Source organism: Levilactobacillus yonginensis, from assembly GCF_964065165.1.
Lineage (GTDB): Bacteria > Bacillota > Bacilli > Lactobacillales > Lactobacillaceae > Levilactobacillus > Levilactobacillus yonginensis_A.
On record NZ_OZ061549.1, the window covers coordinates 39,244 to 60,033 of the forward strand.

The window sequence follows — 20,790 nt, forward strand, 5'->3', positions numbered from 1 at the left end:
CTAAACATTGAATTTTTTCAAAGGTTATTGAATCGAATTGATTACCCCTCGATATCAGCTATACTGTAGTAATGTTAATTATTTTCTGGAGGCTGTCTCATGGCGAACTTTTTTAAACGGAAGACAAACTGGTTGAACACCCGAATGGGCTTCTTCTTGTTAGTCATCGTTCTATTTTGGGTAAAGACTTATATTGCCTATCAAACCGAATTCACTTTAGGCGCGAAGGGGAGTGTGCAACAGTTTCTACTGCTAATCAATCCACTACCGGCAACTTTATTGGTATTCGGTATTGCCCTCTACTTCCGGGGACGGTTGGCCTACTGGCTGATGATGATCATCGATGTGTTAGAGTCGACGTGGATCTTCGCGAACGTCCTTTACTACCGGGAATTCTCGGACTTCCTTTCATTTGGGATCATGAAGGGGTCCAGTGATGTTGGGAATAACCTGGGGAAGAGCATGGCTCAGATTACCCACTTATATGATTTCTTTGTTTACTTGGATATCATTGTTTTGATTGTCTTACTAGTTACACATGTGATTCGAATTGATGCGCGACCATTCAAGCGGCGGTATGCTTTTTCAATCACAGTTCTATCGTTTGGTCTTATGTTTGCAGAGTTCGGGATGGCGAATGCCAACCGGTCGGGACTGTTGACGCGGACATTTGACAACAACTATATCGTGAAGTATCTCGGGTTAAACGAGTACGCGGCCTTTAACGCTTATCAGACACAAAAGGAAAGTGCGACGCGGGCGAGTGCCAATGCCAGTGATATGAAGAGTGTGTTGAAGTATCTTAAGCAAAATCAAGTCAGTCCTAACGTTTCCTACTACGGTAAGGAAAAGGGAAAGAATGTTTTTGTGATTCATTTGGAGAGTTTTCAACAATTTTTACTCGACTATAAGGTTGGCGGGAAAGAGGTCACACCGACTCTAAACAAGTTCTATCATAATCAGAACACGCTTTCCTTCGACAACTTCTATAATCAGGTAGCACAGGGGAAGACCTCTGATGCGGAAATGATGTTGGAAAATTCCCTGTTTGGATTACCGCAGGGGTCAGCGATGACGACGTATGGGACGCAAAATACATTCCAGGCAGCGCCAGCCATTCTAAGTCAGGAGGCTGGGTATACGACGGCCGCATTCCATGGGGATGTGCCGAGTTTCTGGAATCGGGATAACACCTACAAGTCATGGGGCTATCAGTACTTCTTTAGTTCTAGCTACTACACTGAGAAATCTGGTTATACGGTGGGGTATGGACTTAAGGATAAGATTTTCTTCAAACAGTCGGCTAAATACATAGAACAGTTACCACAACCGTTCTATGCGAAGCTGATTACGCTAACGAACCACTATCCGTACGAACTAGATAAGAAGAACACAGATTTCCCAGCGACTAAAACTGGGGATAAGACTGTGGACCCTTATGTTCAGACGGCTCATTACTTGGATCAATCTTTTGCAGAGTTCTTAAGCTACCTGAAGAAGGTGGGCCTTTATAAAAATAGTGTGATTGTGGCGTATGGTGATCATTATGGTATTTCAAATAATCACCGGCCAGCGATTGCACAGTTGTTAGGGAAGAGTAAGGTCACTAACTTTGACCTGGCTCAGTTCCAAAAGGTACCGTTCATGATTCACGCTACTGGACTCAAGGGGGGCATCAACCATACCTATGGTGGAGAGATTGATGTCTTACCAACGTTGTTGGACCTGTTAGGAGTCAAGAACACGGATACGGTGCAGTTTGGTCAGGACTTACTGGCTAAGAATCGGAATCAGACCGTTGCATTTCGGAACGGTAACTTTGTTTCGCCGAAGTACACCAAACTCGGGGGAACTGTCTATGATACAAAGACCGGGGATGTGTTGGAATTGACAGCGGCTCAGAAAAAGGCGGTTGATCAATTGCAGAACCACGTGACGACGGAGCTTTCGTTATCTGATCGGGTGATTTACGGTGACTTGCTGCGGTTCTATAAGCCGGCAGGTTTTGCTAAGGTTGATAAATCGTCCTTTACCTATAAGTACAAGCCGGCCATGGAAAGATTGGCTGAGGTGGAAAAGAAGGAAAAGACGAGTGCGCTTGCTAAAAATGATGGTAAGACCACAGACTATAAGACCGATGCGCCTGAATTGAAGTAGACCACCGATTCAAATAAACCCTCACTGCCAGCGATGGTAGTGGGGGTTTTTCCGTGGTTGGATGGGGCAAATGGGGGACCTTAACGGGTAAAGTTGCAATTTATTTCAGTAAATATTCATTTTCCCCTTGACCAGGCGGCTGGATATTGGTAAACTATTTTTTGTTGTCATTAACCGGAACAAACATTATGACAGCAACGAGATTTCACTGCTAAAGAATTTAAAAAAAGGCTTGACGGTCTGCTTGATTCTTGATATAGTAGTAAACGTTGTTGAGAATAATTATTCAATTGATTCAAATAACTTCGATATTTATTCAAAAAGTTGTTTAAAAATTGATTGACAGGTTTTTGACAGCATGATATACTTTAAAAGTTGTCACGGAGCGTTAATCGTTTCGTTAATAACTGGTAGACCTTTGAAAACTGAATATTGTTTCGACAAACCAAATATGTGTAGGGCGGTTTGATACTTGGTATCAAACCCAAACAATATTTGCGAAGTCAATTCGCTTTTAAAAATGTAACAACAATCGATGAGCTATTCAAGCACATCATCTATAAGATGAGAGTTTGATCCTGGCTCAGGACGAACGCTGGCGGCATGCCTAATACATGCAAGTCGAACGAGCTTCCGTTGATTGACGTGCTTGCACTGATTTCAACATTGAAGCGAGTGGCGAACTGGTGAGTAACACGTGGGAAATCTGCCCAGAAGCAGGGGATAACACTTGGAAACAGGTGCTAATACCGTATAACAACAAAAACCGCATGGTTTTTGTTTGAAAGATGGTTTCGGCTATCACTTCTGGATGATCCCGCGGCGTATTAGTTAGTTGGTGAGGTAAAGGCCCACCAAGACAATGATACGTAGCCGACCTGAGAGGGTAATCGGCCACATTGGGACTGAGACACGGCCCAAACTCCTACGGGAGGCAGCAGTAGGGAATCTTCCACAATGGACGAAAGTCTGATGGAGCAATGCCGCGTGAGTGAAGAAGGGTTTCGGCTCGTAAAACTCTGTTGTTAAAGAAGAACACTTCTGAGAGTAACTGTTCAGAAGTTGACGGTATTTAACCAGAAAGCCACGGCTAACTACGTGCCAGCAGCCGCGGTAATACGTAGGTGGCAAGCGTTGTCCGGATTTATTGGGCGTAAAGCGAGCGCAGGCGGTCTTTTAAGTCTGATGTGAAAGCCTTCGGCTTAACCGGAGAAGTGCATCGGAAACTGGGAGACTTGAGTGCAGAAGAGGACAGTGGAACTCCATGTGTAGCGGTGGAATGCGTAGATATATGGAAGAACACCAGTGGCGAAGGCGGCTGTCTAGTCTGTAACTGACGCTGAGGCTCGAAAGCATGGGTAGCGAACAGGATTAGATACCCTGGTAGTCCATGCCGTAAACGATGAGTGCTAGGTGTTGGAGGGTTTCCGCCCTTCAGTGCCGCAGCTAACGCATTAAGCACTCCGCCTGGGGAGTACGACCGCAAGGTTGAAACTCAAAGGAATTGACGGGGGCCCGCACAAGCGGTGGAGCATGTGGTTTAATTCGAAGCTACGCGAAGAACCTTACCAGGTCTTGACATACTATGCAAATCTTAGAGATAAGACGTTCCCTTCGGGGACATGGATACAGGTGGTGCATGGTTGTCGTCAGCTCGTGTCGTGAGATGTTGGGTTAAGTCCCGCAACGAGCGCAACCCTTATTATCAGTTGCCAGCATTAAGTTGGGCACTCTGGTGAGACTGCCGGTGACAAACCGGAGGAAGGTGGGGATGACGTCAAATCATCATGCCCCTTATGACCTGGGCTACACACGTGCTACAATGGACGGTACAACGAGTTGCGAAGTCGTGAGGCTAAGCTAATCTCTTAAAGCCGTTCTCAGTTCGGATTGTAGGCTGCAACTCGCCTACATGAAGTTGGAATCGCTAGTAATCGCGGATCAGCATGCCGCGGTGAATACGTTCCCGGGCCTTGTACACACCGCCCGTCACACCATGAGAGTTTGTAACACCCAAAGCCGGTGAGATAACCTTCGGGAGTCAGCCGTCTAAGGTGGGACAGATGATTAGGGTGAAGTCGTAACAAGGTAGCCGTAGGAGAACCTGCGGCTGGATCACCTCCTTTCTAAGGAATATACGGAGGCTACACATACTTTGGCGAAACAATGTTCAGTTTTGAGAGGCTTACCTCTCAACTAAATGATTTTGGGCGTATAGCTCAGCTGGTTTAGAGCGCACGCCTGATAAGCGTGAGGTCGATGGTTCGAGTCCATTTATGCCCATTGACCGCGAGGTCATCATTTTGGGGAATTAGCTCAGATGGGAGAGCACCTGCTTTGCAAGCAGGGGGTCAGCGGTTCGATCCCGCTATTCTCCATTGATGCGTAAGCATCAAGGAATTTGTTCTTTGAAAACTAGATATTATCAATTATTTTCTTATTAATTATTTTTATTAAAGATAATTAAACCGAGAACACCGCGTAATTTTGAGTTCTTTTAATTAGTTTATATCGCTAATACTCAATTAATCAGCGATTACGAAGTAATCGTTAGGTTAAGTTATGAAGGGCGCATGGTGGATGCCTTGGTACTAGGAGCCGATGAAGGACGGGACTAACACCGATATGCTTCGGGGAGCTGTACGTAAGCTTTGATCCGGAGATTTCCGAATGGGGAAACCCAGTAGTTTTAACCAACTATTACAACTTAGGGAATACATACTTAAGTTGAGGCAGACGTGGGGAACTGAAACATCTAAGTACCCACAGGAAGAGAAAGAAAAATCGATTCCCTAAGTAGCGGCGAGCGAACGGGGAACAGCCCAAACCAACGAGCTTGCTCGTTGGGGTTGTAGGACTGAACATTTGAGTTACCAAAGTCAATGATAATCGAAGTGTCTGGGAAGGCACGGCATAGAGGGTGATACCCCCGTAGATGAAATCGTTGACCCTCAGTTCAGGATCCTGAGTACGGCCACACACGTGAAACGTGGTCGGAATCCGGGAGGACCATCTCCCAAGGCTAAATACTCCCTAGTGACCGATAGTGAACCAGTACCGTGAGGGAAAGGTGAAAAGCACCGCGGAAGCGGAGTGAAATAGTTCCTGAAACCATGTGCCTACAATTAGTTAGAGCCCGTTAATGGGTGATAGCGTGCCTTTTGTAGAATGAACCGGCGAGTTACGTTAATTTGCAAGGTTAAGATGTAAAGATCGGAGCCGTAGCGAAAGTGAGTCTGAAATGGGCGTTGCAGTAAGTTGACGTAGACCCGAAACCAGGTGACCTATCCATGTCCAGGTTGAAGGTGCGGTAAAGCGCACTGGAGGACCGAACCCGTGTATGTTGAAAAATGCTGGGATGAGGTGTGGATAGCGGTGAAATTCCAAACGAACTTGGAGATAGCTGGTTCTCTCCGAAATAGCTTTAGGGTTAGCCTCGGAGTTAAGAATCGTGGAGGTAGAGCCACTGTTTGGACTAGGGGCCCGTCATGGGTTACTGAATTCAGATAAACTCCGAATGCCACTGATTTATATCCGGGAGTCAGACGATGAGTGATAAGATCCACCGTCGAAAGGGGAACAGCCCAGACCATCAATTAAGGTCCCTAAATACATGCTGAGTGGAAAAGGATGTGGAGTTGCACAGACAGCTAGGATGTTGGCTCAGAAGCAGCCACCATTTAAAGAGTGCGTAATAGCTCACTAGCCGAGTGATCCTGCGCCGAAAATTTACCGGGGCTAAGCATGTTACCGAAATTATGGATGCGACCAATAGGTCGCGTGATAGGAGAGCGTTCTAAGGGCAACGAAGCTAGACCGCAAGGACTAGTGGAGCGCTTAGAAGTGAGAATGCCGGTATGAGTAGCGAAAGATCAGTGAGAATCTGATCCACCGAATGACTAAGGTTTCCTGGGGAAGGCTCGTCCTCCCAGGGTTAGTCGGGACCTAAGCCGAGGCTGAGAAGCGTAGGCGATGGATAACAGGTTGATATTCCTGTACTAGTTAATCATGTTTGAACGATGGAGGGACGCAGTAGGCTACGGTATGCGCACGATTGGAAATGTGCGTTCAAGCGTCAAGTCTGGTGATGAGTCAAATGCTTATCGCTAAGGACAAGGCGTGACGAGGACCGAATTTTAGTAGGGAAGTGCCAGATGTCACACTGCCGAGAAAAGCTTCTAGTTAGTGATTAATTACCCGTACCGCAAACCGACACAGGTAGTCGAGGAGAGTATCCTAAGGTGAGCGAGTGAACTCTCGTTAAGGAACTCGGCAAAATGACCCCGTAACTTCGGGAGAAGGGGTGCTGCACGCAAGTGCAGCCGCAGTGAAAAGGCCCAGGCGACTGTTTATCAAAAACACAGGTTTCTGCAAAATCGTAAGATGACGTATAGGGGCTGACGCCTGCCCGGTGCTGGAAGGTTAAGTGGATGAGTTAGCTTCGGCGAAGCCCAGAAATGAAGCCCCAGTAAACGGCGGCCGTAACTATAACGGTCCTAAGGTAGCGAAATTCCTTGTCGGGTAAGTTCCGACCCGCACGAAAGGCGTAACGATCTGGGCACTGTCTCAACGAGAGACTCGGTGAAATTATATTACCTGTGAAGATGCAGGTTACCCGCGACAGGACGGAAAGACCCCATGGAGCTTTACTGTAGCTTGATATTGGGTGTTGACACAGCTTGTACAGGATAGGTCGGAGCCGTAGAACTCGGAACGCTAGTTTCGAGTGAGGCGCTGGTGGGATACGACCCTCGCTGTGTGAACACTCTAACCCGCACCACTAATCGTGGTGGGAGACAGTGTCAGGTAGGCAGTTTGACTGGGGCGGTCGCCTCCTAAAAAGTAACGGAGGCGCCCAAAGGTTCTCTCAGAATGGTTGGAAATCATTCGCTGAGTGTAAAGGCAGAAGAGAGCTTGACTGCGAGACAGACAGGTCGAGCAGGGACGAAAGTCGGGCTTAGTGATCCGGTGGTACCGTATGGAAGGGCCATCGCTCAACGGATAAAAGCTACCCTGGGGATAACAGGCTTATCTCCCCCAAGAGTCCACATCGACGGGGAGGTTTGGCACCTCGATGTCGGCTCATCGCATCCTGGGGCTGTAGTCGGTCCCAAGGGTTGGGCTGTTCGCCCATTAAAGCGGTACGCGAGCTGGGTTCAGAACGTCGTGAGACAGTTCGGTCCCTATCCGTCGCGGGCGTAGGAAATTTGAGAGGAGCTGTCCTTAGTACGAGAGGACCGGGATGGACATACCTCTGGTGTACCAGTTGTGCCGCCAGGCGCATCGCTGGGTAGCTATGTATGGATGAGATAAACGCTGAAAGCATCTAAGTGTGAAACTCGCCTCAAGATGAGATTTCCCATTCCTATATGGAAGTAAGACCCCTGAGAGATGATCAGGTAGATAGGCTGGAAGTAGCAGCGCTGTGAGGCGTGGAGCGGACCAGTACTAATCGGTCGAGGACTTAACCAAGTAGAGTTGGTGTTCTCAAAGGAAATAATTGAATAATATCTAGTTTTGAGAGAAGAAGTTCTTTCATAGTGTAGTGGCGATAGCCTGAAGGATACACCCGTTCCCATGCCGAACACGGAAGTTAAGCTTCAGCACGCTGATAGTAGTTGGGGGATCGCCCCCTGCGAGGATAGGACGTCGCTACGCGAATTATTCCGGCATAGCTCAGTTGGTAGAGCACCTGACTGTTAATCAGGTTGTCGACGGTTCGAGCCCGCCTGCCGGAGCTTTATAATGGAGAGTTGTCCGAGTGGCTGAAGGAGCAGCATTGGAAATGCTGTAAACGGGTACTAACCTGTTTCGAGGGTTCGAATCCCTCACTCTCCGTTTAATGAGTATGACCCGTTGGTCAAGTGGTTTAAGACACCGCCCTTTCACGGCGGTAACATGGGTTCGAATCCCGTACGGGTCATTTTGGAGGATTAGCTCAGTTGGGAGAGCGTCTGCCTTACAAGCAGAGGGTCACAGGTTCGAGCCCTGTATCCTCCATCGTAACATAGCAAATTCATATTATGGTTCGTTGGTCTAGTTGGTTAGGACGCCTCCCTGTCACGGAGGAGATCACGAGTTCGAGTCTCGTACGGACCGTTGTTATGTTATTAACAATTTAATACACAACAAACATATTACATGATGGTATGGCTCGGTAGCTCAGTCGGTAGAGCAATGGATTGAAGCTCCATGTGTCGGCGGTTCGATTCCGTCCCGCGCCATTTATGGTGGGGTAGCGAAGTCTGGCTAAACGCGGCGGACTGTAAATCCGCTCCTTCGGGTTCGGTGGTTCGAATCCACTCCCCACCATCATTATAGGGATATAGTTCAATGGTAGAACAACGGTCTCCAAAACCGTCGATGTGGGTTCAACTCCTACTATCCCTGTTTGTAATGTGATGGCGGTATTGGTGAAGGGGTTAACACACCGGATTGTGGTTCCGGCACGCGTGGGTTCGATTCCCACATACCGCCCTAGATTGGGGCATCTTAGAGAAACAGTTGGTCCAGTCAGATTGGATAGACGATTATGGTGGTATAGCCAAGTGGTAAGGCAGAGGTCTGCAAAACCTTCATCGTCGGTTCGAATCCGATTACCACCTTTGACTGGGTGTATCCAATCAGAATTTTTTTGCCGGAGTGGCGGAACTGGCAGACGCGCTGGACTCAAAATCCAGTGTCCGTTGAGGACGTGTGGGTTCGAACCCCACCTCCGGTATAACTATAATTCATAAACCACTTTCAAAAGAGCAGGAACGTTGATATAACAGCGTTCCTGCTCTTTTTTATATCTAAAAAAATATATTCGCATATGGTTTTGCAAAAGTGCGCACCCAAGGTGCACCCATTCAGGAGTGAGAATCACCCATTTGGGTGCACCCATCACTCGGCCTTGACTTTGAAGTCGGACCAGTCGGCCTTCTTCCCCAGGTCAGTGAAGATCTCACGGGTGCGGACGGTCTCTTCCTGCTCCAGTTCCTTGATGATATGGAGATAAGTCTTCGTTGTTGTGGCGATGTCCTGGTGACCAAGTCGGTGGCTGATATAGGCAATCGACATCTTCTGATACAGCAGAATGGACGCGTGAGTGTGCCGGAGCCCGTGGAACCGCAGGTATATGTTGATGTCGGCGTCCTTCATCAGTTCGTGTAACCGGTCGTTGAGGGCCTTAGAAGAGGGGACACGGTTGTAGCGCGACAGAAAAACCAGGCTGTGTGGATTGGTCTTGTCGTTAACTTTCAAGTAGCGTTTTTGCTCATACTGCAGTTTGGTCAAGATGTTCACCAGGTTGCGGTCAATCGAGATGGTCCGGACGGATGCCGGGTTCTTGGTGGGGCCAAAGTCACGCTTCGTCCAGTTCCAGGTCTTCGTGATCTTGATGAAGCCACCCTTGCTATCGATGTCGTCCCAGGTAAGTCCCGCGATTTCTTGCTGGCGCATGCCGGTGAGTAGGGCAGTCAGAACCATATAGGGGACAACGTCAATGCCTTCCAAGTGGTTCAGCGTGTAGTTGTACAGCTTGGCTGCATCGTCATATGAGAGCCATTTGATCTCACGGGTCCGGCTGCTGTCGTAGACGACGTGAGTGTTTTGCGTGAAATCCCGGCTGATGACCGAATCGTTGACTGCATTGCGGACAGCGGCCCGGATGTGTGTGTTGATTTTGTCAGCGGTCGCCTTAGCGTGGGGCTTCGCGTCCTTGCCGTTTCCGTTCCCGAACCAGTTGAGAAATTCCTGGTAGTCGGCCGTTTTGATCTTACGGAAGAGGTTGTCGCCGAAATACTCATCAATGACGTTGATGGTATACTGGTACCGGGCAATTGTGGTATCTGACAGACCAGGTTCCCGGAAGATGTGGAACCACTTCTGAAAGTAGTCGCTAAAAGAGATGTTCTTGTCGTCGACGTCGGATCCGTTCTTGTAAGTGTCTTCCATCACCCGGGCGGCCACTTCGGCTTCCTTCTTAGTGCGAAATCCTTCCTGTGAGCGTGACGTCCGCTTGCCGTGAATGTCTTTGAAGTAGACCTTGGCCTTCCAGCTGTCACCGCGTTTGAATATTTGTGCCATGATAATTCCTCCATTTAGAACGTATGTTCTTTGAACACGTTAAAGAAAAGACCAATTAAGGGCTAAGTTTAAATTATTCGCCATCATACTTAAATGATCCCATCAGGGAAGTATGTGCAATCTTGTTACCAGCACTGTCTTGAATAGTAATGTACATTTCAGTCGAGCCAGCGTCGTCAGGAAATGGCGTGTAATTGTCTCTTAAGTTGCCAATTGAATTCCAAGCGGTCTTCACTACAGTTTTCAGCTCATTGCTTGAGTATCCGAGAGCGTCATCGGATAACGTGACCATTGTTTCACCGCTATCTTTATCAACGTAAGCGTCTGTGATAGCGCCTTTTGTTTTTTTCGGAACAGATTTAAGTGCCTTTTTGTAGTCTGCTAGGTTTTCTTTTTCATTTTTAGCCTTGGCTTTATTGACCTGGGCTTTTTCCTTTTTAGATGATTCTCGCTTTGAACTAGCTTTCGATGATGAAGCCTTTTCAGTTTTAGTTATGTGGTGTGATGTTGCTGCTTTTGTAGCCGTATGGTGAAAGGCCATCGGAAAGCCCACAAAAAGCATAATTAATGCCGCAATTACAAATGTGCTTGTCTTGGTTTTTTCTTTTCCCTCCTTATTTTCACTATAGGCACCGTATGCCCATAAGCAGATTACTATAATTAATATCCAACCAATTATTCTCATAAGTGATCCTCCTAAAAATATGTACAGCTTTTAACGTCGTCGGGTGTGGACAATAGGATAATTGAATAGACACTTGATAAGGCTTTAAAATCTATTTCTGAAAGGGTGAGCCTCAGGAGAATCTTGTGGATTAGCATGTTTCCAATGTCCACCAAATTTTTTACCAATAGGCGCATTTTCTTTAAGGCAGGTGAAGCGTTCGCCCTGTTCATTTTCAATAATAAAAATGCGGTTGAACTCATTCCGAGTCTCTACAATTTTGCAGTTCTCATGTTTAACATTGAAGACATCAACGAAATCCATATTAAGGCCTCCCATATCAGTTGGACATAAATTATACCCATACGAATTGGACGAAAATAATAGACCAGTGATAATAATTGTCGACATTGACTACAACATTTTTTGAAATTATGCTTATTCCTGAAATCTAATCGAAGGGAGTTACCAGGCAGAAGCTACGTCTTAGGCATATAACAATCCAGTTACACAAATTTATCATGAAAAGGATGTGCATCAGGAGAGTCACTAGGCTTGGCATGTTTCCAATGATCGTGAATTTTGGAAGAGCGAGGTGCATCATCTTTCAAACAGGTAAAACGTACTCCCTGTTCATTTTCAATAATAAACACACGTTTGAAGTCGTTCTGAGTTTGAATGATCTTGCAGTCGTCATGTTTAACATTAAATACATCAGTAAAAACCATTTAATTACCTCCATAATGCAAAAGTTAGTGTTTTGACCGTATGTGAAAAACGTAAAAGGACACAATTATGATAACTAATACAATCAGAGCAATAACTGGTAAGTGGTCGATTAGATCATTTATCAATTGAAAAACATCTTTCCTTAACGTTAAAGTCATCTCCTCAGATAGTTACCTAAATGGACCTTGTTGGACTCGAACCAACTGAACCCAATGAATCCTACGAGAACAGAACTCACATCCTACGGTTTAGGAAACTAGTGCTCTATCCTGTTGAGCTGAGGGTTCGGATAATTGTGGTAAAAAGCAAACGTGTGTTTTATAATCGTGATGAATACTGACAAAATGAGGTGAGTTACATTGCAAAAATCTATGACAGTAAAAGAAATGATTAGTTTTCTTCAGCAATTTAATTCGGATACTCAAGTTATGGTTAGAAGCGATAACTATAACGACATGGGGATTAATGATAACATTACTGAGGATAGTTTTGAGATTCCAGGGGATGGGTCAATTGTTATTAGATGTTGAAGGCTATTCGTCTACTTCAAATTCAGCAAATTTATTCTTTTTTCTAATATTTGCTAATCGCTGAAATGAAGGAAGTTTGCGTCCATCAGAAATGAATCCTTTCACAAAATGTAGTTACGTGATTACTGTATATGCCCAGCTATTTTTTTAGCCACTTGGTATTGTAATGGCCTTTAACGACCCAAACATAACCGCTAGTGTTCTTTAGCTTAGAAGACTTCAATGTCCAACTTAAATTGGCTGAATTATAAACCTTAATTTTGGTTCCAATCTTTAAGCGCTTTTTTGCATGTGTTTTCCAACTTTGGGGATTAATTTGATAAGCAGTGACGGATTTTTTTACGTGCATCGTCCGGGTTTTATACCAATAGGAAGAATTGCACCCTGGTAAACTGGCTAATGCAGTAGTGGCTACACTACTTGAAAGCAATGCAATAGTTAATGTTAAACAGATTTTTTTCATGCTTTCCTCCTGAAATATGTAGTCAGCTTTTAACGTCATCGGGTGTGGACAAATGCTTCTCCCCGGAATCGAACCGAGGGGAGTCACCAGACAGAAGCTAGGAGCTTATTACTTAATTAAAAATAAGGACTAATTATCGTCATGACCAACGACTGTTGCTTTTTTTGCAAATATTACCGGGACGGTATTAGAGCCACCAGACTGTGTATCATAGTCAGTCATTTTATCTAGAACACCATTGATGGAAACATAGTCGTCCTCAATCGCCTTAGTTTTTCCACGAACTGCTACTTCAAATAGTTGATCTGTGTCGTCATCGATGTAAACAAGTAATGTCGTAACGTCCTTGCTTTCACTAGCTTGTAGGACCTCTCCTTTACTAATAGAGTAGGGCTTTCCGTAATAATCATTAGATTTGATTAATTCTCCGTATCTAATTTGGTTGGCGTTAGTTTCCCCTTTTTCGGCTAATTGATCTTCGCTGTTACTATCGAGAACTTGTACGGATTTGCGTACGGAAGTTGATGTACTACTGCTGGAACTGGAAGAGCTATTCTTTTTTGCAGTGGATGTTGCAGAAGATTCATCAGAGGAAGATGATGAATCCGAATCATCAGAACTGCCAAGGGCACCAATAACTCCAATGGCTAAAATAACAATTACAATCCAAACCCACCAACGCTTATACCATTTTTTCTTTGGTTTCTTGGGCGAACCTTCAATCTTATCTTCGGCGTTTTCGACGTCTTTTGCTTGATCGCTACTCGCTGAAGATGCCTGCTTAGCACCACAGAAAGGGCAAAAATCAACTTTTGACGGTATTTCCTTTCCGCAATTAGTGCAATGCGTTTTCGTATCATTATCCATAAGATAATTCCTCCTAAAAATATGTACAGCTTTTAACGTCGTCGGGTGTGGACGGAAATATTAGTCTCTAACGCATTAAAATCTAATCAATGCGTTTCTTCTAGTTATTGATGCACTTTTTAAATCGTGAAATTACAGCATTTAGTAGACAGCTGGGGATGCCAAATTGTTCCATAAAGGGAGATACATTATTGAACGTGTATCCAGTAGCATCAACATAAATTGGAATCAAAATGTCTAATCCGGTCATATTGGCCGCGCGTTCATACTTTGACTTGTTGGAGAAACTAGAATAGTAGAGTGTTCCTTCATCGCCATTAACGACGTGTCCTAGTTCATGAGCCATTTGGAAGGGGATTTCTTTCTTCTCATGCCAATTCGTATTAACAACAATCGTTTTAGTATCAGGTCGGGATGCAGAAGGAGTATGACAATCAAAATGGTTGGTTAAAATTACGGTTATTTTATGATCGTACGCGTATTTCATAAGATTAACGATAATTATGTCCATACAGCTAGTCCTTCTTTCCGCCCCTGAGCAAACGCTCCATATACTCTAAGTCTTCATCAGGTATTATTCGACCTTCAAATGTCATAATTTTCTTTTTATCGTTGATTTGTTCCTTAAGGTCAACGTATTCGGGCTTGTCTGAATCGCTTGTATCACTTAGTTTAATACCTGCGAGCTCAAATAATTCTTCTGGACTAACATGCAATCCGCTCGCAAGTTTCCGCAGAGTAGCTGGCTTAGGATTTGAGTCAGCTTTATGGTTGATTAGTTTGGATAAGTAGGCAGCAGACACGCCGATTTGAAGCGCACCTTTACGTATTGACCACTTGTTCTTGTCTAAAATATTTTTAATGTAGTCTCCAAGCTTAGAATCGTTTATTTCAGGCATCTGTCGGCTCACCCCTTTACTTTTAATGAACTAATAATAATATATTTGTTTAGAAAAATGTATAAAAAATAGCAATAAGTGTTGCATGTTTCTAAACGAAGGGGTAATATAGATATTGTTAAGAGCGAGGTGAAAACGATGATTACTAAATCAAGACTGAAAGTGAGAAGTTCAAGAGCGCTGAAACATCAAATTGCAATGGCTGGGCTAACAACAAAGGAATTGGCGGAGTCCGTTGATATAACGGCATCTTATGCATCTACCATTATTAATGGCAAGGCTAATCCGGCGCCCACCACGGCATTAAAGATTGCTGTTAAGTTGTCAGAACGGTTAAATAAAAATATGGGTGTTAATGATATTTTTTTTGATGTAACCGTTAAGAAAAATACAACACTTAATTCCATTGAGACTGAGGAGGTGAGCTGATGAAGCTACTACGTCATCACATTACGTTGTACTTCAATGAAAAAAACGAGGCAGTTTTTGAATCTTGGATTCAATTGAGCCTGTTCGGCAGAAACTTTTACTTTTCTGACGACAAGATTCTACTGAATCCAGAATCTGCAAACGACCTCGTCGTGTTAGAAAGATTAGTTAGAAATGCTAATTAACCTTTTTCCACTTGTTGTGAGTTCCCTGACTAGTTGGCGGTAATGTTGAAGTATTGTTCTTCATCGTTGCGTGATGAGGATTAGATACTTTACCGCCTCGTGGTCCCACTTCAATGTATCGACCGGATTTGACATTATCAATACCCGGTTCAAATAGCTTGGCCATAATTTTCACCTCCTTTGTGACAATTATGTCACTTAAAGGGTGGATAGAATTATTTTTTAAGAAAATCTCAGCTGAACAGACAGCATAAGGAGATGAGCTGATGAATGATGAAATTCTTAGTGAATTGAAACGAACTAATAGATTATTAACATTGTTAGTACTTTGTCAGGGAGAATCGAACTTACAAGACGAGCTACTTAAAGGGGCTGTTGATGCAATCAAAAATAGTCCCACTGCACAGATTCTGTCAGCAAAAAAGGAGATGGACTAATTGCCCGTCTCCTAAGTGCAAACTAGATCAAGCCCATTTTTCGAAGGTGTTTTTTCTGATCTTCTGTGGTTGGCCTTTGTTTGCGATGTTCGATATTTGCTTTTGCATTTTCAGATTTGTTGTTCTTGATAGCCAATGCTAAAGCCTTATTGTAAAGGGCTAACTTTTCATCAAGGGTTTTAGCTTCAACATCAGATGCAACAACTGAGTTTGCAAAGGAGTTAGGATCAACAAGCATGTTTGTCACCTCCTTCCAGCACTAATTGTACCAAAGAAGGTGATGGGTATTCATTTTTCAATGAACATTCTGAGGAGGTGAGCTGATGAAGGAGTATTGGGAATCATCGTTGTGGTGGTGCTGCTTGCCGGTTCCTCCAATAACTAAATTGTATCAGCGGTCCTCGTCAAAGGAATTTGAATGGGTTGCCAAGTAAAGGAAGTGATTGAATGAAAAATAAATTTGCAGAGCAGCTAAGTCTGGATCTCGTTGGTTTTATGCGGAAAGATGTCGCTGAAGGAGCACATATTTCTAAGTCACAGCTTACCCGGATGTCCAATGGTGAACGGTCCGGTGACAAGAGTATGAGAGTTGCAATTGCGCACAGGCTGCACAGCATTCTCTTAGCCCTGTCGGGTGCCAGAACGGATTATGGGCTGCTGTCTTTCTTGAAAGACACGACGAAGCACAACGATGTTATCTCAGCGATGTTTCGGCAGCGCAAGGAGGAGAACGATCGGCGAGCAATTGAAGAGGAATTCGATGAGGCAATGAGTACTGAAAAGAAGTTTAGATCTCCACAGCAAGTGCTACTCATCGACAAATACTTTGATGAATATGCCGAAGAAATCATGTCGGAAAATACCGATATTGTGATGAAGGCAGATTATGCAGGCATCAATTTACAGAATGTCTTCAATAAAGCTAACACAAGGGTAGGAGGCTAGAGCCATGGCGACGTTCGATCCACAAGCGGTGGCCGAGAGGGTCATCGAAGACCAAGTGAACCAAATGCTTGGCGAAAATGACAAGCTTCAAATCTCCGTCAACCTTAGTCAGCTGGCGGACATGACCGGGGTCTCCACTAGCAATCTTGAGCAAAACTTCGTTCCGCTGGGATACGTGGCAAAGCTCGAACGTCGTGCAGGAGCCCCTGGCAAGCGTGGCAAACGCGTTTGGTTGTTCCCGGAAGTTCGGGACGCCTGGCGCAGGTACTTAGATGAGAGGAGTTAATAATTATGGATTTGTTCTACTACTACGTTGGTGAGGTTGTCTCATGGTTCGGCCTGATTGCACTGTGCGTCAGCTTCGGCTACTGGCTATCTGAATCGGTTCACGCAATGGGCGGCTGGAAGGCCTGGGCAATTGATTTCTTTGGACTTGAGTTAAAGGAGGAACAGAAATGATTCTATGGCACAAAAAAAGAGCCCTGACCTGGCCGTCAGAACTCGAAGATAAATTGCATGTATCACATTTCTTTGACTTCAATTCTACTCTGAAAGGGTGGTGGATTCAATGACTTTAGGCGGATTTGCACCACACTATGATGAGTTAATGGCCGGCGACACTACCCCGCAAGACATCACCGGGTTACGACTGTTCGACGGCGAAGAATACCTGAAACTCGACGGTGGGGATATCTACGTGCCCCGCAACGCCGAAGCAATTCGGAGCTTCCTGTACGACTACAGCGACCGGGACACCGACAGCCTTCCGGACAACCGATCGGAACTAACTGATTTAGTTGGCGAAGAGTTTGGCGACATGGAGGTGATCACATGGATCAAGTATTAGGCAAGCAAACTGCAAGCGGCCCCGTGATTCTTGTGGCCCAGGTTACTAGCAAAAGTCGTAATCGGTTGGCCGATATTCGCGGCGAACTATTTAATCTTATCGAAGCGATCGACGAACCGGGACACCCAATCACCAACGAAGAACTCGATCATTTGTATCGAATTAACGATCAGCTGGCAGAATGGCAACCCGAAGTGGAGGTTAAGTAATGAATCTTTATCAATTGGAAGACAATCTATACCAAGTCGTTCGATTAGCCGAAAGTGCCGATCCGGAAGATCAACAGGCGTTTGATGACACGATTCTCAGTCTGAAAGATGGCATTGCAGATAAGGCAATCGGCTATGGCAAGGTAATCAAGCAGCTAACGTCCGATGAAAAGCAACTTGCCGAGAAAATGAAGGCCGATGCTGACCGAAAGGCTTCACTCGCTAGCAACATTAGACGATTAAAGGACGACTTACAGCAAGGACTAGAGGCGGCCGGTTTAGACCACGTTAAAGACGTTGACCTAGCAATTTGGATTCAGAATAACCCGGCCAGTGTCAATTTAACGGACGAGGAGAAAGTACCTGGTGACTTTATCAAAACGACAACTAGTCTCGATAAGAAGGGTATTCTCGCCGCCCTTAAAGACGGTGAAGACGTTCCAGGAGCTGAATTAACGCAAGGCCGATCCATTCGGATTCGATAGGGGGTAAACATTATGGTCGAGACAAAAGAACTCAATTTGATTCAGAAATTGAATGAAGCTTCAAAACATATCGGTCCAATCGGAAAGGACGGAAACAACTCCTTCCAAAATTATCGTTTCCAAAGCGAAACAGCAATTAAGTACGCTGTCGAGTCCGCAATTCGTGAAGCTGGTATTCGAATTATTCCTCAGTATGAAGTCATCAATCAGTACGATAAGGCTTCAAAGCGAGGCGGCGAGAATCATTTCGTCGATGTGATGGGTACCTTTACCATTACGGATGGAGAAAATACGGTTGTTGGAACCATGCCCGGTAGTGGTCAAGATTCTGGTGAGAAGGCAATGGCTAAGGCTTGCACGAGTGCGCAGAAGTACTTCTACAAACAACTATTCAATATTACCGACAAGGATGAAGATCCGGACGCCGATGATAGTAATCCCAATGGCGGGTATACCCAGGGAACTCAAAAACGCCAACATCCTAATCCTACGCCAGCATCTAAGAAACAAAAGGACACGCTGGGGAAACTATTTCAAGCAATCTCAGACAAGGCTAAGACCGATTTAAATGTCGTTGCGACCGCCATTCTCAATAAGGCAGAGGCAACGAGTATGGATCAGCTAACACACGAAAGCGCAAATGAACTGGTTATTTTAGCAACAAACAAGCTAACTAAGTTATCTGAAGAAGGGAATAAAACAGCATGAGAACAATCACAATATCCGGAAACGTAGGTAAGGATCCAGAAGTACGATCAACACAAAACGGTATGCAGGTTGCTAATTTCAGTGTTGCGGTTCGTCAGAACCGGCAGAGTGAAGATGGCCAGTATGGGACCGACTGGTTCCGATGCACCGTCTGGGGGAACCGTGCGAACGTCATTCAACGTTTCTACCATAAGGGAAGCCATGTTATTGTATCGGGCGACCTAGAAATCACTGAGTACAATGGTCAGACCCAGCTAGGGGTTAATGTTAATGATTTTGACTTGCCTGATCGTCAGAGTGAATCACAACAACATAATACCCAGCAGACCGTACCGGCTAGCGATTCAATCGACGTTACAGACGACGATTTACCGTTCTAGTAAAGCAAGTGGTGGGTGGGAGGAATAGAGAGGTGAACGACTTTTGAATAATTACTTCTCTCATGATAGCAATGCTAGAAATTCAAGTAAGATGCTGCAGGTTCGGATGAAAGTCGGTGCAATCGGGTACGCCATTTACTTTATGCTTCTTGAACGTCTCCGCGATGAAGACGATTACACGAGTGTCAAAGATTATAATGCTATAGCCTTTGACCTTCGTGTTGATGCTTCGCAGATAAAAGCGGTTGTTGAAGATTTCGGGTTATTTGCCTTTACCGATGATGGTAAGTACTTCTACTCCGAAGGATTTAACAAAAGAATGGCGTTAAAGGATGCTAAAAGTAGGCGGCGGTCAGAAGCTGGTAAAAAGGGTGCCAAGTCCCGTTGGGATGGCAATTCTAAAGCTAATCCATCTACTGGCGAAGAAGAATCTAAGCCAAAGCCATCTCAGAAAAATAGCAATGCTATGGCAATGCCATCTGATTCGGATGGCAAGGAAAGTAAAGTAAAGGAAAGCAAAGTAAAGGATAAAAAAACAATACGTCCGAACTCGGACAAGCCGAAGTACGGACCTGATGATCAGCCGTATCAAATCGCCCAGCACTTGCTTAAGGCCATTCGGGATAATGACCCTGACTTCTCGCCTAAGGGTGACGAACGCAAGCTACAGACCTGGGCTAATGATATTCGTTTGGCTCACACCCAAGATGGCCACGCATACGACAAGCTTGATGGCATGGTTGACTGGTGCCAGCACGATGATTTCTGGAAGTCGAATATCTTATCAGGAGCCAAGCTCCGTAAACAATTCGACCAAATGAAAATGCAGGCGGCGTCACGCGGACGAGGTGGATCTAAGCCTACAAGGGCCAAGGAGACACTGCCAGACTGGGCGCAGAAGACGCCTGATAAGCCCGCGGACAAGACAAAGGGGCTAAGTCCTGACAAGCAGGCGGAGTTGGATGCACGCATCAAGAAATTTAAAGCGAAGAGAGCGCCTGAGGAGGCACAAGCATGAACGAAATTACACCCTTTGACTTTGAGGGGAAACAAGTACGTACGGTAGTTATGGACAATGAACCGTATTTTGTTGGGAAAGACGTTGCACTGGCAATCGGATATCTAAACACGAGCAAAGCCATTAAAGATCATGTAAAGGCTAAGTATCAGAGGGAGGAACGAATCGTTACCCCCTCTGGAATCCAGCTGATGACGGTTATTTCTGAGCCAGGTGTCTATCAGCTAGCCGGTCAAAGCCACTTGCCAAGTGCTGAGCCTTTTCAAGATTGGATTTACGAGCAAGTGCTCCCATCCATTCGCCGAGAGGGTGCCTATGTGACTCCGAAAACGGCCTATGACTGGATGTTGAATCCGGATAACATGATCAAGTTTCTGGAGAAGTACAAGCGATCCCAAGCTGAGGTTCAACGCCTACACGACGAGAACCAGATTATGGCACCTAAGGCACGGTTTGCAGACGCTGTCGGAGGATCAACCGATACGATTCTAATTCGTGAACTAGCCAAGTTATTGAAACAAAACGGCGTGCTTATTGGTCAGAATCGCCTGTTCGTTTGGCTTCGTGAACACGGATATTTAATCCGTAGTGGGCGCGACCGTAATCGTCCGACACAACGGTCCGCGGATTTGGGACTATTTCGGGTAAGAGAACTGGTCATTGAGCACTCAGACGGTCACACGACCATCAAAGGAACCACGCTTGTGACTGGCAAAGGGCAGCGGTACTTCATCAATAAGTTCTTGAGAATCAAGCAGGAGGCGTAGG

Annotated in this window: 24 protein-coding genes, 13 tRNA genes and 3 rRNA genes; 30 read left to right on the plus strand and 10 right to left on the minus strand. The window is 45.2% G+C overall.

Annotated features, from left to right (window positions below; all coding sequences use genetic code 11):
• Positions 1-99: 99 nt before the first annotated feature.
• The 17 genes from AB3Y94_RS00170 (at position 100) to AB3Y94_RS00250 (ending at position 8,878) form a co-directional block, all read left to right on the plus strand.
• A complete protein-coding gene (locus AB3Y94_RS00170) occupies positions 100-2,157 on the plus strand; it encodes an LTA synthase family protein (RefSeq protein ID WP_367294636.1) in 2,058 nt (685 codons plus the stop codon).
• 560 nt (positions 2,158-2,717) lie between these two features.
• A 16S ribosomal RNA gene (locus AB3Y94_RS00175) occupies positions 2,718-4,283 on the plus strand.
• A gap of 82 nt (positions 4,284-4,365) precedes the next feature.
• Positions 4,366-4,440: transfer RNA gene (locus AB3Y94_RS00180), tRNA-Ile, on the plus strand.
• 22 nt (positions 4,441-4,462) lie between these two features.
• Positions 4,463-4,535 (plus strand) — tRNA-Ala (locus AB3Y94_RS00185).
• A 175-nt stretch (positions 4,536-4,710) separates the two neighbouring features.
• Positions 4,711-7,629: ribosomal RNA gene (locus AB3Y94_RS00190) — 23S ribosomal RNA — on the plus strand.
• 69 nt (positions 7,630-7,698) lie between these two features.
• A 5S ribosomal RNA gene (gene rrf, locus AB3Y94_RS00195) occupies positions 7,699-7,815 on the plus strand.
• The 16S, 23S and 5S rRNA genes sit together here with 13 tRNA genes alongside, the layout of an rRNA operon.
• Positions 7,816-7,822: 7 nt before the next feature.
• Positions 7,823-7,895 (plus strand) — tRNA-Asn (locus AB3Y94_RS00200).
• A 9-nt stretch (positions 7,896-7,904) separates the two neighbouring features.
• Positions 7,905-7,995, plus strand: a tRNA-Ser gene (locus tag AB3Y94_RS00205).
• Between the two features lie 12 nt (positions 7,996-8,007).
• Positions 8,008-8,080: transfer RNA gene (locus AB3Y94_RS00210), tRNA-Glu, on the plus strand.
• Between the two features lie 4 nt (positions 8,081-8,084).
• Positions 8,085-8,157 (plus strand) — tRNA-Val (locus AB3Y94_RS00215).
• 25 nt (positions 8,158-8,182) lie between these two features.
• Positions 8,183-8,256, plus strand: a tRNA-Asp gene (locus AB3Y94_RS00220).
• A 52-nt stretch (positions 8,257-8,308) separates the two neighbouring features.
• Positions 8,309-8,381: transfer RNA gene (locus AB3Y94_RS00225), tRNA-Phe, on the plus strand.
• Positions 8,382-8,386: 5 nt separating this feature from the next.
• Positions 8,387-8,469: transfer RNA gene (locus AB3Y94_RS00230), tRNA-Tyr, on the plus strand.
• 7 nt (positions 8,470-8,476) lie between these two features.
• Positions 8,477-8,547: transfer RNA gene (locus AB3Y94_RS00235), tRNA-Trp, on the plus strand.
• Positions 8,548-8,561: 14 nt separating this feature from the next.
• A tRNA-His gene (locus tag AB3Y94_RS00240) sits at positions 8,562-8,634 on the plus strand.
• 57 nt (positions 8,635-8,691) lie between these two features.
• Positions 8,692-8,762, plus strand: a tRNA-Cys gene (locus tag AB3Y94_RS00245).
• A gap of 31 nt (positions 8,763-8,793) precedes the next feature.
• Positions 8,794-8,878: transfer RNA gene (locus AB3Y94_RS00250), tRNA-Leu, on the plus strand.
• Between the two features lie 164 nt (positions 8,879-9,042).
• On the opposite strand, the gene AB3Y94_RS00255 is transcribed toward AB3Y94_RS00250, so the two are convergent.
• From AB3Y94_RS00255 to AB3Y94_RS00290, 8 genes are all read right to left on the minus strand, one after another.
• Positions 9,043-10,227 carry a tyrosine-type recombinase/integrase gene (locus AB3Y94_RS00255; RefSeq protein ID WP_367294637.1) on the minus strand — a complete coding sequence of 395 codons (1,185 nt, stop codon included), beginning with the start codon at positions 10,225-10,227 and terminating at the stop codon, positions 9,043-9,045.
• 73 nt (positions 10,228-10,300) lie between these two features.
• On the minus strand, positions 10,301-10,912 hold the full coding sequence (locus tag AB3Y94_RS00260; RefSeq protein ID WP_367294638.1) for a hypothetical protein: 612 nt from the start codon (positions 10,910-10,912) through the stop codon (positions 10,301-10,303).
• Positions 10,913-10,996: 84 nt separating this feature from the next.
• Positions 10,997-11,215, minus strand: a complete 219-nt coding sequence (locus AB3Y94_RS00265; protein WP_024855613.1) for a hypothetical protein — start codon at positions 11,213-11,215, stop codon at positions 10,997-10,999.
• Positions 11,216-11,397: 182 nt separating this feature from the next.
• Complete coding sequence (locus AB3Y94_RS00270; RefSeq protein ID WP_042749418.1) at positions 11,398-11,619, minus strand: hypothetical protein; 222 nt, start codon at positions 11,617-11,619, stop codon at positions 11,398-11,400.
• A 670-nt stretch (positions 11,620-12,289) separates the two neighbouring features.
• Positions 12,290-12,613 carry a hypothetical protein gene (locus tag AB3Y94_RS00275; RefSeq protein ID WP_251953147.1) on the minus strand — a complete coding sequence of 108 codons (324 nt, stop codon included), beginning with the start codon at positions 12,611-12,613 and terminating at the stop codon, positions 12,290-12,292.
• Between the two features lie 129 nt (positions 12,614-12,742).
• On the minus strand, positions 12,743-13,480 hold the full coding sequence (locus tag AB3Y94_RS00280) for a zinc-ribbon domain-containing protein (RefSeq protein WP_367294639.1): 738 nt from the start codon (positions 13,478-13,480) through the stop codon (positions 12,743-12,745).
• 100 nt (positions 13,481-13,580) lie between these two features.
• The gene (locus AB3Y94_RS00285) at positions 13,581-13,991 is read right to left on the minus strand and encodes an ImmA/IrrE family metallo-endopeptidase (RefSeq protein WP_367294640.1); all 411 of its coding nucleotides are present in this window, start codon (positions 13,989-13,991) and stop codon (positions 13,581-13,583) included.
• Between the two features lie 4 nt (positions 13,992-13,995).
• Complete coding sequence (locus AB3Y94_RS00290; protein ID WP_367294641.1) at positions 13,996-14,379, minus strand: helix-turn-helix domain-containing protein; 384 nt, start codon at positions 14,377-14,379, stop codon at positions 13,996-13,998.
• A gap of 138 nt (positions 14,380-14,517) precedes the next feature.
• On the opposite strand from AB3Y94_RS00290, the gene AB3Y94_RS00295 reads away from it, so the two are divergent.
• Together AB3Y94_RS00295 and AB3Y94_RS00300 are read left to right on the plus strand one after the other, a co-directional pair.
• Positions 14,518-14,808: a helix-turn-helix transcriptional regulator gene (locus AB3Y94_RS00295; protein WP_081320364.1), complete on the plus strand. Its 291-nt coding sequence runs from the start codon at positions 14,518-14,520 to the stop codon at positions 14,806-14,808.
• Complete coding sequence (locus tag AB3Y94_RS00300; RefSeq protein WP_047021379.1) at positions 14,808-14,993, plus strand: hypothetical protein; 186 nt, start codon at positions 14,808-14,810, stop codon at positions 14,991-14,993. Before AB3Y94_RS00295 ends, AB3Y94_RS00300 begins: the two co-directional genes overlap by 1 nt.
• Here AB3Y94_RS00300 and AB3Y94_RS00305 read toward each other — a convergent pair.
• The gene (locus AB3Y94_RS00305) at positions 14,986-15,159 is read right to left on the minus strand and encodes a YjzC family protein (protein ID WP_125583702.1); all 174 of its coding nucleotides are present in this window, start codon (positions 15,157-15,159) and stop codon (positions 14,986-14,988) included. The genes AB3Y94_RS00300 and AB3Y94_RS00305 overlap by 8 nt on opposite strands.
• Before the next feature lie 100 nt (positions 15,160-15,259).
• Between AB3Y94_RS00305 and AB3Y94_RS00310 the strand changes: the two genes are divergently transcribed.
• Positions 15,260-15,430, plus strand: a complete 171-nt coding sequence (locus tag AB3Y94_RS00310) for a hypothetical protein (RefSeq protein ID WP_156470520.1) — start codon at positions 15,260-15,262, stop codon at positions 15,428-15,430.
• A 22-nt stretch (positions 15,431-15,452) separates the two neighbouring features.
• On the opposite strand, the gene AB3Y94_RS00315 is transcribed toward AB3Y94_RS00310, so the two are convergent.
• Entirely contained in the window at positions 15,453-15,668 is a 216-nt protein-coding gene (locus tag AB3Y94_RS00315) for a hypothetical protein (protein ID WP_061777468.1), read from the minus strand.
• A gap of 209 nt (positions 15,669-15,877) precedes the next feature.
• Here AB3Y94_RS00315 and AB3Y94_RS00320 point away from each other — a divergent pair, with 209 nt between their 5' ends.
• From AB3Y94_RS00320 to AB3Y94_RS00365, 10 genes are all read left to right on the plus strand, one after another.
• Entirely contained in the window at positions 15,878-16,375 is a 498-nt protein-coding gene (locus tag AB3Y94_RS00320) for a transcriptional regulator (RefSeq protein WP_367294642.1), read from the plus strand.
• A 4-nt stretch (positions 16,376-16,379) separates the two neighbouring features.
• A complete protein-coding gene (locus tag AB3Y94_RS00325; RefSeq protein WP_367294643.1) occupies positions 16,380-16,661 on the plus strand; it encodes a hypothetical protein in 282 nt (93 codons plus the stop codon).
• Between the two features lie 5 nt (positions 16,662-16,666).
• Positions 16,667-16,834, plus strand: a complete 168-nt coding sequence (locus AB3Y94_RS00330; RefSeq protein ID WP_156470519.1) for a hypothetical protein — start codon at positions 16,667-16,669, stop codon at positions 16,832-16,834.
• 109 nt (positions 16,835-16,943) lie between these two features.
• Positions 16,944-17,222 carry a hypothetical protein gene (locus AB3Y94_RS00335; RefSeq protein WP_367294644.1) on the plus strand — a complete coding sequence of 93 codons (279 nt, stop codon included), beginning with the start codon at positions 16,944-16,946 and terminating at the stop codon, positions 17,220-17,222.
• Complete coding sequence (locus AB3Y94_RS00340; RefSeq protein ID WP_061777466.1) at positions 17,207-17,431, plus strand: hypothetical protein; 225 nt, start codon at positions 17,207-17,209, stop codon at positions 17,429-17,431. The genes AB3Y94_RS00335 and AB3Y94_RS00340 overlap by 16 nt, the downstream gene beginning before the upstream one ends.
• Entirely contained in the window at positions 17,431-17,916 is a 486-nt protein-coding gene (locus AB3Y94_RS00345; protein ID WP_367294645.1) for a siphovirus Gp157 family protein, read from the plus strand. The genes AB3Y94_RS00340 and AB3Y94_RS00345 overlap by 1 nt, the downstream gene beginning before the upstream one ends.
• Positions 17,917-17,928: 12 nt before the next feature.
• The gene (locus tag AB3Y94_RS00350; protein ID WP_125642700.1) at positions 17,929-18,624 is read left to right on the plus strand and encodes an ERF family protein; all 696 of its coding nucleotides are present in this window, start codon (positions 17,929-17,931) and stop codon (positions 18,622-18,624) included.
• On the plus strand, positions 18,621-19,004 hold the full coding sequence (locus tag AB3Y94_RS00355) for a single-stranded DNA-binding protein (protein WP_061777463.1): 384 nt from the start codon (positions 18,621-18,623) through the stop codon (positions 19,002-19,004). Before AB3Y94_RS00350 ends, AB3Y94_RS00355 begins: the two co-directional genes overlap by 4 nt.
• A 43-nt stretch (positions 19,005-19,047) precedes the next feature.
• Complete coding sequence (locus tag AB3Y94_RS00360) at positions 19,048-20,022, plus strand: Lin1244/Lin1753 domain-containing protein (protein ID WP_367294646.1); 975 nt, start codon at positions 19,048-19,050, stop codon at positions 20,020-20,022.
• On the plus strand, positions 20,019-20,789 hold the full coding sequence (locus AB3Y94_RS00365; RefSeq protein WP_367294647.1) for a phage antirepressor KilAC domain-containing protein: 771 nt from the start codon (positions 20,019-20,021) through the stop codon (positions 20,787-20,789). Before AB3Y94_RS00360 ends, AB3Y94_RS00365 begins: the two co-directional genes overlap by 4 nt.
• The last annotated feature ends 1 nt before the right edge of the window (position 20,790 follow it).